The organism is Phycisphaerae bacterium (assembly GCA_017999985.1).
Classification (GTDB): Bacteria; Planctomycetota; Phycisphaerae; order UBA1845; family Fen-1342; genus JAGNKU01.
Genome location: JAGNKU010000003.1, coordinates 282,545 through 295,385, shown reverse-complemented (window position 1 = coordinate 295,385; position 12,841 = coordinate 282,545). Strand labels below are relative to the sequence as shown.

The following is a 12,841-nucleotide window of genomic DNA, read 5'->3' as shown; positions in this document are numbered from 1 at the left end:
CGAAGATGTGTCAGAGCGCAACCCACGCGCCGCGAAATCAAGCCGCAAGTCACTTCGCGTTGACGCGGTACAGCGCGACGCCATACGCCGGTACGCGCAGTTGGCCATCAAACGTGAACGGCCCCGGCACGATTTTCACACGCTGGTTCTGGGCATCGTTGTATGCGTTTGGGTCATCGTGGGCAATCTGCCACATCGCACCCGCACCGTCCGGGTTCGCCCCGTCCACATCGACGCGCAGCGCCACCGCCGTGGCGTTGGGATTCACCACCGCGATCGTCAGCGCGTCGCTGGCCTCCGTCCACGCCGCGGCGACGTCGAGCGCCAGCAGCTCGGCATTGCCCTCGATCTCGAGCGGCACTGTCCCGAACTGTGCGCGGTAGAGCATCAGCGGCAGCGCGGTGGTGTCCAGGAACGCCGCGGTCTTCGTGGTCTTGATGCACCCGATGACGTTTACTGTCTGGGCATAGTTCGCCATCTTGAAGACGTCGGACTGCCGGAAGTACTCGTGGAGGCCCGCCGCCACGCCCAGCGCGTCGCGCTGCCGGTAGCGCGCCCCGAGGTCGCCATACACGTATCCGTCGCGGTCGGACCAGTAGTTCCACTCGTCCAGCGCGATGCGGATGTTTCGCTCCACCAGCCCGGGGATCTCCCGCCGGTACGCGCGGTGGGCGTCGGCGATCCGCCGGATGTTCAACGGAATCTGCTGCACATGGCTGACCACGTCGTCCATGACGCCGCAGTAGAAATGCTCACTGAGGAAGTCCATGTGCCCGGCGCACGCGCGCAGCATCCCGCGCGACCAGTCCCCCACCGCACCCACGCCCACCAGTTGCAGCCCGGAATCGACCGCCCGCATCCGGTCGACCACGGCATTGTGCTTGAGCACGTAGTGCTCCAGGCGCATGTGGCCGAGTTGCCAGTCGCCGTACATCTCGTTGCCGATGCACCACCACCGCACGCCGTACGGCTCGGCGTGCCCGTTCGCCGCCCGCCACTGCCCGCCGAGCGTATCCACGCCGCCGTTGCAGTATTCGACCTCCTGCGCCGCCGAGTACGCGTCACCGAAGCCGGTGTTCACTGCGATGAGCGGCTCCGTCCCGGCCAGGCGGCAGAAGACCATGAACTCGTCGATGCCGAAGTCGTTGTGCTCGACCCCGCTCCAGGCCGGATTCTTCCGCGGCGACCGGCGATCGCGGTCGCCGATTCCGTCGCGCCAGTCGTAGCCGCTGACGAAATTCCCGCCGGGCCAGCGATAGATGGGCGCATTGAGCTGCCGGATCAGCTCCAGCGTGTCTTTCCGCAGTCCTTGCACGTTGTCCGCCGGCATGAGCGACACGGTGCCGACGTATGCCGGCGCCTCTGCCACGGCGATCCGCAAGCTCGCCGTGTCCGTCGTCTCCCGCGCGGTGAACGCAAACGGATGCCGGGCGTAATTGCCGGCTACCCCAGGAATCTCCACCACACCGTCCGCCCCTGACAATGTCACCGTCACCCGGGCCGTGCCGGTCGACTTGAGCCAGACGTACCCGGCGTACTGCCGCCCGGCGACCAGGTTGAGATCATTCTGCTGAATCGCCGCCCCCGGCTGCAGCAGCGGCGTGTGCTCACCGACGAATGCGCCGGCGCGCTCCATCGTCACCCCCGCGGCCGGTCCGATGATCTGCCACGGCGACCGCGCCACCACGGGAAACAACATGACCCGGTCGTGCGGCTCGGCGCGGTACGGCCGGTACTCCACCTCGATCGGGAAGTAGAACTTGCGGTCCTCCAGCATCTCCGCCCAGATCCCGCCGTAGATGCACCGCCCGAGGTGCTCGATGAACTGCCCGTAGATGAATGGGTCGATCGGCGCGCGTTTGCGCTGTGCGAAGACGGTCACGTGCGGCTGCACGTCACGGAGGTCAAGCTCTTCAAGCCGCAGGTCGTCATAGGCCGCCGTCCCGGTGGACTGCCCCCAGCCGCCGAAGAGGCAATGCACCGTGATCTGCTCACGGTCCCCGACCCGGACAATGCTCTCAACGTGTGTCCAGTCCTGCGTTCCCGTCACGGCCCGCGTTGCCGCCCCCGGCAGCTCGTGCACGTTCAGCAGCGCTCCGCGCCCGCTGCCGGCGTTCACATCTGCCGTGCGAATCCACCCACTCAGGCGATACACGCCGGCCGGCTTCACCGTGACCTGCGCCTGCCACGACAGGTCACCGCCTGACGCCGCGGAGATCTGGAGCGCGTGCCCGCCCGCGCGCCCCGGCTCCACGACTGTGTACTCGCCGGCGCCGGCCCACGTATGCGGTGTCCAGCCCCGCGGCTGCCCGTTTGCCAGCGCCTCGAAGTCCGCGTTGTCGAGCAGGTTTTCGTTGGCCAACGCCGCCGCCGCGAGCGACAGCACCATGACCCAGGCAATTCCCGGTTGACCGCAACGTCCGACGTACATCCCGCTCATGACTTGGCTCCTCCGCGCGCTACAGGTCAGCGGCGCACATGTAGCCCGCGCGGCGGCCGCGCCGTCACCCGCAAGTCCACCGTCGGTCTTGTGGCCGCCTCAGCGGCGGCGATGTCGGAACGGATGCGGCGCCGCGCTACTGCGCCGCCTTGTCCGTCGTGAAGCGCGTCACCATGCGGTGGTGGTACGTCTCGCCCGGCCGCAGGACTGGCTGCACCCACGCCGGCGTGTTGATGGCGTTGGGGAAGCACTGCGTTTCCAGGCAGAAGCCGCCGTATTGCGGGTACTTCACGCCACCCTTGCCAACCAGAGATCCATCGAGGAAGTTGCCGCCGTAGAACTGCACGCCGGGCTGATTCGCCGACAGCTCCATGACGCGGCCGGAGGCCGGATCGAGCACGCGGGCAACGGGGCGCATTTCGCGCGGCGATCCGTTGACCACGAAATTGTGGTCATAGCCGACGGGATTGCCGCCGACGGCCGCGCGGTCGCGGCCGATCGGCTTGGGCTGGGTGAAATCGAACGGCGTACCGGCGACGGGGGCGCGCTCGCCGGTGGGGATGAGCGCAGCGCTGACGGGCGTGTAATGGGTGGCATGCAACGTGAGGATTTGGTTGTCGACCGGGCCGCTGGCATGACCGGCGAGATTCCAGTAAGTGTGCTGCGCGAGGTTGCAGAGGGTGGGCGCGTTCGCGTGTGCTTCGATGTCGGTGATCAGCTCATTACCCTGCGTGAGTGTATACGTGACGACGACACGCAGCTCGCCCGGGTAGTTCTCTTCGCCCACGGGGGAAGTGCGCGCGAGGCGCAGCGCCGGCCCGTCGGCGGTCGGCAGCAGCCGCGCTTCCCAAACGTGCTTGTCAAAGCCCTTGACACCGCCGTGCAGGTGGTGCGGGCCGTCGTTGCGGGCGAGCTGCACCGCCGTGCCGTCCAGGTTGAACCGCCCGTCCGCGATGCGGTTCGCGCAGCGGCCGGCGATGCAGCCGAAGTAAGGTGAGGAGGCGATGTAGCCCGCCAGGGAGTCGTAGCCGAGCACGATGTCGGCGAGCTGGCCGTTACGGTCGGGCGCGTGCAGCTCGGTGATCGTCGCGCCGTAGTTGGTGACGCGCATCATGAGCCCGTGGTCATTTTTCAGCGTGTAGAGGCGCACCGGCCGGCCGTCGATCGTGCCCCACGGTTCGACGGTCGTGCCGGGCACGGGCCCCGCGAGCGCGCAGCCGAGCAACTGCGTGCTGAAAACGAGCAGCGTCAGTGCCATTGCGACGTGAGCGCCTTTCCAACTCATGATTGCAGCGCGGACTTTCATGCGAGCGACTCCTTCAATGTCGAGCGGCGGATCACACGTACCGCCTGTGAATCCTGCGGACATGATGGTCCACGGGCGAAACTCTAACGGGCCCCGTGCGGCGCGTCCACCGCGCGGGCCCCCGTCGCACCGCGCAGCCGCCACCGCGTGCTGCAGGGCGTTGCGAGAATAGCAGCCGCACTGGATCAAACGCGCGCCGCCCGTTACATTGCCCTGCACCCCGCCGAGCCTGCTACGCGCGGGCGCCGGCGCAGCGTTTCGGTCGCGCACAACTCGTCCGGCGTCTTTGGGTTGAGGAGTTCAGACTTGAGCATTCCGTCATTCTCACTCGGCGTCGACTTCGGCACCAATTCCGTGCGGACCCTGGTCGTCGACTGCCGCACCGGCGCCGAGATCGCCGGGACGGTGGTTCACTACCCGAGCGGCGAGCGCGGCGTGATCATGGATGCGGCCCAGCCCCACCTCGCGCGACAGCATCCCGGCGACTATGTACCCAGCCTGGTGCGGAGCGTGCGGCGCGCGGTGCGGGCGGCTACCCGCGTGAAGGGCTTTTCGCCGGACCGCGTCGTCGGGATCGGCATCGACACGACCGGGTCGACCCCCCTGCCGATCGGTGCGGATGGGGTCCCGCTGGCCCTGACGGCGAAGTTCGCGAAGCACCCGGACGCGCAGGCCTGGCTCTGGAAAGACCACACGTCGCATGCGGAGGCCACCGAAATTACCGAACTGGCCCGTCGGCGCGGGGAACCATACCTCGCGAAGTGCGGCGGCGTGTACTCCTCGGAGTGGTTCTGGTCAAAGGTGCTGCACTGCCGGCGCGTGGCTCCGGCGGTGTTCAAGCACGCCGCGTCGTGGGTGGAGCTGGCCGACTTCGTGCCGGCGTACATCACCGGCAACATGGCGCCACGCGACATCGTGCGCAGCGTGTGTGCCGCGGGACACAAGGCCATGTACAATTCCGCCTGGGGCGGACTGCCGAGCGCGGATTTTCTGCGGGCCCTTCATCCCGACCTCGCAGACCTGCGCGGACGACTGTATGACCGGGCGGCGCCGTCGAGCGTGCCGGCCGGACGCTTGACGGCCGACATCGCGCGCCGCGTCGGGCTGCCGGCCGGCTTGCCGGTGGCGACGGGGGCGTTCGACGCGCATCACGGCGCGGTGGGCAGCGGGGTCGCACCGGGTACGCTCGTCAAGATCATCGGAACCAGCACCTGCGACATCACGGTGTGGCCGGCGGATGAGCCGCTGCCGGACATCCCGGGTCTGTGCGGCATCGTGCCCGGCTCGGTGATCCCGGGCATGTACGGGCTGGAGGCGGGGCAGTCCGCGGTCGGCGACATCTTCAACTGGGTCGCCACACTGGCCGGCGGCCGCGCCCGGCACGCCGAGCTGACGGCCGCGGCAGCGCGCCTGCGGGCGGGCCAGTGCGGCCTGCTCACGCTCGATTGGCACAACGGCAACCGCACGGTCCTGGTGAACCCGCGCCTGTCCGGCCTTGTCGTCGGGCAGACGCTGCGCACGACGCTCGCGGACCTGTACCGCTCGGCCATCGAGGCAACCGCATTCGGGGCGCGCATTATCGTCGAGCGCTACGAGGAGTACGGCGTGCGGATCGAAAAGATCACGCACTGCGGCGGCATCGGCGAGAAGAACGATCTTGTGAACCAGATCTACGCGGACGTGTTGGGCCGGCCAATCCGCATCAGCCGGTCCTCGCAATCCTGCGCGCTCGGCGCCGCCATTTTCGGGGCGGTGGTGGGCGGAGCGCACCCGACGGTGACGGCCGCGCAGAGGGCCATGGTGGGCTTCAAGGATTTGACGTTCAAGCCGCGCCCGGCAGAGCAGCGCGTGTACGACGAGCTGTTCGCACTGTATCGCGTGCTGCATGACGCCTGCGGCGGCGTGCCGGGCCATGACGAGGGCGCGGCACTGCGGACGGTCGGACGCGTGATGCCGGCACTGCTGGCGCTGCGCGAGCGGGTGACGGGAGCGGCGAAGTGAAGCTGCGCGAGTTGCGGCAGGCCGTGTGTGACGCGAACCGCGCGCTGGTCACGCACGGGCTCGTCACGCTCACGTGGGGAAATGTCAGCGGCATTGATCGCGCCGCGGGCCTCGTCGCGATCAAGCCCAGCGGTGTTGCCTACGACCGGCTCCGGGCCGCCGACATCGTGCTCGTGGATCTGGCTGGCACGGTCGCCGAGGGCACACTGCGGCCGAGCAGCGACACGCCGACCCACCTCGCGCTGTACCGCGCGCTCGCCCAGATCGGCGGGATCACGCACACGCACAGTCCTCACGCCACGGTGCTGTGCCAGTGCCGCCGCGCGCTGCCCTGCCTCGGCACGACGCATGCGGATCATTTCATGGGCACCGTGCCCGTGACGCGACAGCTCACGCCAGAGGAGGTGGCGGCGGACTACGAGGCGAACACCGGCGCGGTGATCGTCGAGGCGTTCACGCGAACTGCCGCGGGGTCGCCACCGGTCGATCCCATGCAGGTGCCGGCGGTGCTAGTGGCCGGGCACGGGCCATTCTGCTGGGGGCGTGACGCGGCGGATTCCGTGGAGAACGCGGTGGCGCTCGAGGCCTGTGCCCGCCTGGCACTTCTGGCCGGAATACAGACCGGTGCACCGCCGCCGCTGGAGCCGTACCTGCTCCACAAGCACCACGAGCGCAGGCACGGGAAGAGCGCGTATTACGGGCAGGGACAGTAGCGCGGCAGGATCACGAGCGCGCAGGAGAGGCACGTGAGCACAAGTATCCCGCGGGGAAAAGCGGCGGAGACGTGGCTGCTGACCGGCAGCCAGCATCTCTATGGGGAGGCCACGCTGCGCAGTGTTGCGGAAAACAGCCGCACGGTCGCGGCCGGGCTGAACGGGTCAGGACGGCTGGCGCTGCCGGTGGTCGCCAAGCCGGTGCTGACTAGCGCGGAGGCGATCGAGCAGATCATCGCCGAGGCCAACGCGGCCCCGCAGTGCGCCGGCGTGATCGCGTGGATGCACACGTTCAGCCCCGCGAAGATGTGGATCGGGGGGCTGCGGGCGCTGCGCCGGCCGCTGCTGCACCTGCACACGCAAATGCAGCGCGACCTGCCGTGGGCGTCCATCGACATGGACTACATGAACCTGCACCAGTCGGCGCACGGCGACCGCGAGTTCGGGTACATCTGCACGCGGCTCGGACTCCGTCGGAAGGTCGTCGTCGGGCACTGGCAGGCCGAGGCCACGCACGCACGCCTCGACGCCTGGCAGCGGGCGGCCCGCGCGCTGCACGACCAACGGACGCTGCTCGTGGCGCGCCTCGGCGACAACATGCGACGTGTCGCAGTGACCGATGGCGACAAGGTTGCAGCCGAGTGCGCCTTCGGATATCGCGTGGACGGGTGGGGGCTGGGCGATCTGGCCAGGCATGTCGCGGCCGCCAGCGATCAGGACGTAGACGCGCTGTGCGCGCGCTACGGCGAGGAGTACACGCTCGCGCCGGAACTCCGGGCGGACGGCCGGCGCCGCCAGGCCCTGCGTGCTGCCGCGCGGATCGAGCTGGGCCTGCGGGCGTTCCTGGCCGAGCTCGGGGCGGAGGCGTTCACCGATACGTTCGAGAATCTGCACGGCCTCCCGCAGCTTCCCGGCCTCGCCGGGCAACGGCTCATGGCGGACGGTTTCGGCTTCGGCGCCGAGGGCGACTGGAAGACCGCGGCCCTGGTGCGCGCCCTGAAGGTCATGGCCGCGGGCCTCCCCGGCGGCACGAGTTTCATGGAAGACTACACGTACCACCTGGAACCCGGACGTGAGCGCGTGCTGGGCGCGCACATGCTGGAGGTCTGCCCGTCGATCGCCGCGGGGCGCCCGTCGTGCGAAGTGCATCCCCTGGGCATCGGCGGGCGCGACGACCCGGTCCGGCTGGTGTTCGATGCGCCCCCGGGCCCGGCCCTCAACGCGTCGCTCGTCGACCTGGGCGGGCGGCTGCGCCTGACCGTGAACGAGGTCGACGCGGTGGCGCCGGACGCGCCGCTGCCAAGGCTGCCGGTGGCGCGGGCCGTGTGGGTGCCGCGGCCGAGCTTCGAAGCCGGCATCGCCGCGTGGATCTATGCCGGCGGCGCCCACCACACGGCGTACAGCTATGCCGTCACCGCTGAGATGCTCCGCGACTTCGCGGAGATGACCGGCATCGAGTGCTGCGTAATCGACGGAGCGACGGATCTGGAACGGCTGCGGCGTGAGCTGGCGCCACGCTTCGGTGGAGTGACCACATGATGGACTTCGCGACGTGCGGGGGGCTCCAGGTACTGGCGCAGGCCGCGTTACCGGGCTTGAGTGCGTTCGACTGGGTCGGGGTGGCGCTGTACTTCTCGCTGGTGGCCGGGATCGCGTTCTGGTCCAGCCGGCGGCAGCGGACGAGCGAAGACTACTTCCTGGCAGGGCGCAACGTCGGGTGGTTTGTCATCGGCTGTTCGCTCTTCGCATCCAACATCGGGTCTGAGCACCTGGTCGGACTCGCCGGCGCCGGGGCTGACAGCGGCGTCGCCATGGCCCACTACGAGCTGCACGCCTGGTGTCTGCTCGTGCTCGGCTGGGTGTTGCTGCCGTTTTACGTGCGCAGCCGCGTGTTCACACTGCCCGAGTTTCTCGAGAAGCGCTTCAGCCCCGCGTCGCGCTGGGTGGTGTCGCTGGTCAGTCTCGTCGCCTACGTATTCACCAAGGTGAGCGTGACGGTCTTCGCCGGCGGCACGGTCGTCGCCACATTGTTGCCCGACCTGCACATCGGCGAGATGGGGCCGTTCTGGGTCGGGGCCCTGTCGACCGTCGTGCTGACCGGAATCTACACCATCGTCGGCGGTATGCGGGCCGTCGTATACACCGAGGCAGCCCAGGCGATCGTGCTCATTGGCGGATCGTTGACGCTGACGATCATCGGGCTGGTCAAGCTCGGCGGGTGGGGCGTCCTGACCAGCACACTCGACGCCGAGATGTTCAATCTCTGGAAGCCGGCAAACGATCCGCGGTTTCCCTGGCCGGGCATGCTCTTCGCGGCCCCCATCGTCGGCCTGTGGTATTGGTGCACGGACCAGTACATCGTGCAGCGCACCCTCGCCGGCAAGGATCTGAAGCAATCGCGGCGCGGCACGATTTTCGGCGCCTACCTCAAGCTGACGCCGGTATTCATCTTCATCGTGCCGGGCATGATCGGGGCGGCGTTGCGGCAGAAGGGCCTGCTAAGCTACGCCAACACCAACTCCGTGTTTCCGGCGATGGTCGGAACGCTCCTGCCGATCGGCCTCCGCGGACTGGTTGTCGCGGGCCTGCTCGCTGCGCTGATGAGCTCGCTGGCATCCGTCTTCAACTCGTGCTCCACCCTGTTCACGGTCGACATCTACGAGAAACTACGGCCGAATCGGCCGGAACGCGAACTGGTGACCGTCGGCCGTCTCGCCACCAGCGTCGTCGTGCTCGCCGGGATCGCCTGGATCCCCGTGATGCAGAACATCAGTTCCGGCCTCTACGAATACCTCCAGAGCGTGCAGGCCTATCTCGCGCCGCCGCTCACGGCGATCTTCTTCCTCGGTGTGTTCATCCGGCGTATCAACGCCCACGGAGCGCTGGCGTCGCTCATTGTCGGTTTCATGCTGGGGCTCGCCAAGCTTGGCTGCCAGGTCTACGCCGGAGGTCTTGACAAGGACATCGTTGCCGCCGCGACGTGGGCCACGCACCCACTCGTCATGTTCGGCAACATCAACTTCCTGCTGTTCGCGGTGTACCTGTTCCTGGTCAGCGCGGCGATCATGGTGGTCGTAAGCCTGGTGACCGCCCCGCCGCCGGTCGAGAAGACGCTCGGGCTGACCATGACGCACCGGCACCCGACGGATCGCGCCGCGGGCCGGTCCTGGACCAAATGGGACGTGATCCACACCGGCATCGTCCTCGCGATCATTTTGGCGGCCTACTTGTACTTCTCCGGCTTGTTCTTCAGTACGGCAGGCAGCCCGGCAAGTGCGTGACTGGACGCGGCGCGCAGCGGAGGTGCTCATTCGGCCGGGGGCGGGCGCAGCCTGACGCGCTCAAAGTAGATGCGCTTGGTCGCCTGCGCCATGTCCTCGGCGGTGAAATCCTCAGGGCGTTCCACCAGCGCGGGCAGGAAGGCGTTGCTGACCCCCTCCAGGCCCAGAAAGAGCAGCCGGGGCTCGATGTCAACCAGCAGCTTCTTGCGCACCGCGCCGCGGATGAGCGATTCCAGGCGGTTTACGACCCCGTCGTAGATCGCGCGGACTTCGCGATTCAGCCCCAGTGCCGGCGAGTACGCGGCGAGCGCGGTCTGCGCAAAGTACAGGCGGGCGGCCGGTATGTGCTGCACAAACAGTCGGGCCTTCGTTTCGATATAGCGTTCGAGCTTCTCGATCTCCGTGCCGGGCGCGTCGAGCGCTGCCGACGCCGCCTGCGCGAACTCCCGGACCGTTTCGGCGATCAGGGCCTGGTACAGTGCCTCCTTGTCCCGGAAGAAGCGGTACAGCGTGCCGACCGCGAACTCCGCCTGCGCAGCGATCTCGGCCATGCTCGTGTCCGCAAAGCCCTTGCGGGAGAAGAGGTCGAGCGCCGCCGCGAGAATCTCGCGGCGATGACGCTCTCGCTCCCGGTCGCGGCGTTTGTTGCTGGCCATTTTCCTGTTCGCGGCGCGCCGACGCGGCCGGCACGATCTGATAAGTCAATTGACAGACTGAGAACCTAGGCTCATGTTTTATACGTGCAATTCGCAGGTGACAACCCGCGCTATCAGGAATCGGGCTGTCGCAGCACCACCCGATGTCAGCCGTACCCGGCCCGCGTCCGCAGTCGCGCCTTCAGGGAAGCACCGTCGATGACCTTGCCCTGCTTCGGCCTGGCGCCGCAACGGGTTCATTCGTGAGCCCGGCATCCGCGCGCGTGCTCTTGTGGCTCGCCGACACCTATCGGCGCGGGCTGACCGCGCTGCTGAATGCGCTCGGCCCCCGGGCGGCCTACGCCTTCGTGGCCATGCTCGCCCGGCGCGTGTACCAGCTCCACGATCCGCTGCGTGCTCGTAGCGAGGCGCAATGCCACGCGGCGCTGGGGGCGCGCTATCCGGCGACCGAAATTTGCCGTATCGCGCAGCGCGCATTTATCCATCGCGCCTGGAATCTCACCGACCTGATGCTCGCCAGGCGTCGCATCCGCCCCGCCACGCTGCCACGCTACGGGGGCGTGATTCCTGAACCCTACCTCGGGCTCCTGCTCGCCGCCCAGCGGCAGCGGCACCCGGTCATGCTCCTGACTGCCTACTACGGGCCGTTCGACCTGCTGCCGTTGTTCCTGGGCTGCAACGGTCTCCGCGCCGGCGTGGTGTATCGTCCACACGCCAACCCCGATTTTGACGCCTACCGTCGCAGCATTCGTGCAGCCAGCGGTTGCGAGCTGATCCCGGTGAGCCAGGCGCTCGTCCGGCTGCCGGAGATACTCGGCGCGGGCGGCACAGTGGCGATCCTCGCCGACCACGCCGCCGTGCATGGCGTGCCGGTCACGTTCCTCGGTCTGCCAACGGCCGTGCCGCGCACCGTGGGACTGCTGGCGGCACGCTACGGAGCCGTGGTGACCGTGGCCGGAATTCGACGGCAGGCAACGCCGTTCCGGTTTGAACTCGCCGTCGTCGACTTCTTCGAACCGAGCGCGTGGAGTCACGTCGCTGACCCGGTCACGTACATCACGCAGCGGTACGTGGCCGCCCTGGAACAGCTCGTGCTCGGCGACCCGACGCAATACCTCTGGGCACACACCCGCGGGCGGCCGAAGCCCAGCGACCAACCCGCGGGCGAACCCTGAGCGCGCCCCCCGTCGCACTAGCTGTCGCCGGCGATGTCCACGATCCCGAACGCGAGGGCGAGCGCGCTGCCGATGATGCCGCTGAGGCCGTCCCAGCCCGCTTGCGCCACGACGGGGACTCCCATCAGGAACGCCAGCGCAAGAGCGGCACGACCACGCAGTCTCTTGGACTTCATGCTGATTGGACTCCTTTCGCGAACACCGCGCAGGTCTCGCGGCCGGCTACGGCCGGAGCGCCGCGCGAGTCGCGCACGGACACGCGCCCACCGCAGAACCCGGCACGCGCGTGCCGGTCGCGGGCGCGATATTCATATTATGAACACTGGTTCACATATAGTCAAGGACATTCCAGAATCGGGCGACAGGCGGGCGCTACGCCCCGCTATCGGCCGGGCGTGGTCCGCCCCGGCGGATCACCCCCCCGCTTGCACCCAAGCAGGCTGGGGTCAGCCGCCCCCCAACGGTTCCTCCGCGCCGCTGATCCAGTCGAGGCACGCCAGCCAAAACGCCGGGTACTGATCCCAGAACACGAAATTGCATCCCCAGTGGGGCGCCGGGTCGGACGTATACGCGAGCACCCGGCCCCGGCCGCATTGCCGCACCGCCAGCAGCGGATCGCCGGTCTCGCGCCAGCACGCCAGCACCTCGCCCTCCGGGCTCGGCAGCGTCCGGTTGTAGCCGAGGACGGGCGGAAGGCGGGCAAAGTCGATCGTCGGGAGGCATTGCCGGCCGCTGGCAGTAGCCTCCCCCGTGAATCCCTCCGTGCTCTCGATCAAGTCCTCGTGTTCGAGGCACGTTACGGGCAGGAGCTCGCGGAGCTGCGTGCGGCCCCACCCCCCCTTGCCCAGCTCGCCGGTGAACGAATACCAGCCGCCCAGGAACATCGCCCCCTTGCCGGCGCGCACCGCCTCCACCGTGAGACGGATGCGGTCGGGGAATGTGAGCACCTGGCGGCCGAATTGCCGGCGATCAAAGAAGCTGGGCGCCAACTGGAACAGCTTGGCATCGACGTCGCTGAAGATCAGCACGTCGTACTGGTCCAGAACCCGCTCGTAGTCCCCCGGGCCCAGCTTGTTGTAGAAATCCCAGGCCGGCACGGACTCAACCGTGTGCCGGCCGGTGGATTCCAGCGCATCCTTGAGCCAGACGCCGTAGTTGAAGATCTCCAGGCCCTTGGGCGAGTGGTGGAACGGTGTCTCCGCGAATACCGGTCCGGTCAGGACAGCCCAGTCGCCCACGTAGTAGATTCTGGCCATTGCATACACCTCC

Annotated in this window: 10 protein-coding genes; 5 read left to right on the top strand and 5 right to left on the bottom strand. The window is 68.2% G+C overall.

Annotated features, from left to right (window positions below; all coding sequences use genetic code 11):
• Window positions 1–49 precede the first annotated feature (49 nt).
• The gene (locus KA383_06355; GenBank protein ID MBP7745738.1) at window positions 50–2,440 is read right to left on the bottom strand and encodes an alpha-N-arabinofuranosidase; all 2,391 of its coding nucleotides are present in this window, start codon (window positions 2,438–2,440) and stop codon (window positions 50–52) included.
• Window positions 2,441–2,576: 136 nt separating this feature from the next.
• Window positions 2,577–3,698 carry a galactose mutarotase gene (locus KA383_06350; GenBank protein MBP7745737.1) on the bottom strand — a complete coding sequence of 374 codons (1,122 nt, stop codon included), beginning with the start codon at window positions 3,696–3,698 and terminating at the stop codon, window positions 2,577–2,579.
• Between the two features lie 360 nt (window positions 3,699–4,058).
• Here KA383_06350 and KA383_06345 point away from each other — a divergent pair, with 360 nt between their 5' ends.
• Genes KA383_06345 through KA383_06330 form a run of 4 tightly spaced genes read left to right on the top strand, consistent with a single transcriptional unit; the run spans window position 4,059 to window position 9,741 of the window.
• Window positions 4,059–5,747: a ribulokinase gene (locus tag KA383_06345; GenBank protein ID MBP7745736.1), complete on the top strand. Its 1,689-nt coding sequence runs from the start codon at window positions 4,059–4,061 to the stop codon at window positions 5,745–5,747.
• 2 nt (window positions 5,748–5,749) lie between these two features.
• Window positions 5,750–6,460, top strand: coding sequence for an L-ribulose-5-phosphate 4-epimerase AraD (gene araD, locus KA383_06340; GenBank protein MBP7745735.1), 711 nt, complete (start codon window positions 5,750–5,752; stop codon window positions 6,458–6,460).
• Between the two features lie 45 nt (window positions 6,461–6,505).
• Window positions 6,506–7,999 carry an L-arabinose isomerase gene (gene araA / locus KA383_06335; GenBank protein ID MBP7745734.1) on the top strand — a complete coding sequence of 498 codons (1,494 nt, stop codon included), beginning with the start codon at window positions 6,506–6,508 and terminating at the stop codon, window positions 7,997–7,999.
• Window positions 8,000–8,055: 56 nt separating this feature from the next.
• Window positions 8,056–9,741 carry a sodium:solute symporter gene (locus tag KA383_06330; protein MBP7745733.1) on the top strand — a complete coding sequence of 562 codons (1,686 nt, stop codon included), beginning with the start codon at window positions 8,056–8,058 and terminating at the stop codon, window positions 9,739–9,741.
• 26 nt (window positions 9,742–9,767) lie between these two features.
• Here KA383_06330 and KA383_06325 read toward each other — a convergent pair whose 3' ends face one another.
• Window positions 9,768–10,397 carry a helix-turn-helix transcriptional regulator gene (locus KA383_06325; protein MBP7745732.1) on the bottom strand — a complete coding sequence of 210 codons (630 nt, stop codon included), beginning with the start codon at window positions 10,395–10,397 and terminating at the stop codon, window positions 9,768–9,770.
• A gap of 242 nt (window positions 10,398–10,639) precedes the next feature.
• Here KA383_06325 and KA383_06320 point away from each other — a divergent pair, with 242 nt between their 5' ends.
• A complete protein-coding gene (locus KA383_06320; protein MBP7745731.1) occupies window positions 10,640–11,572 on the top strand; it encodes a lysophospholipid acyltransferase family protein in 933 nt (310 codons plus the stop codon).
• A gap of 17 nt (window positions 11,573–11,589) precedes the next feature.
• Here KA383_06320 and KA383_06315 read toward each other — a convergent pair whose 3' ends face one another.
• Window positions 11,590–11,748 (bottom strand): hypothetical protein, encoded by a 159-nt coding sequence (locus tag KA383_06315; GenBank protein ID MBP7745730.1) that lies wholly within the window; start codon window positions 11,746–11,748, stop codon window positions 11,590–11,592.
• 270 nt (window positions 11,749–12,018) lie between these two features.
• Window positions 12,019–12,828 (bottom strand): hypothetical protein, encoded by an 810-nt coding sequence (locus KA383_06310; GenBank protein MBP7745729.1) that lies wholly within the window; start codon window positions 12,826–12,828, stop codon window positions 12,019–12,021.
• Window positions 12,829–12,841: the final 13 nt, after the last annotated feature.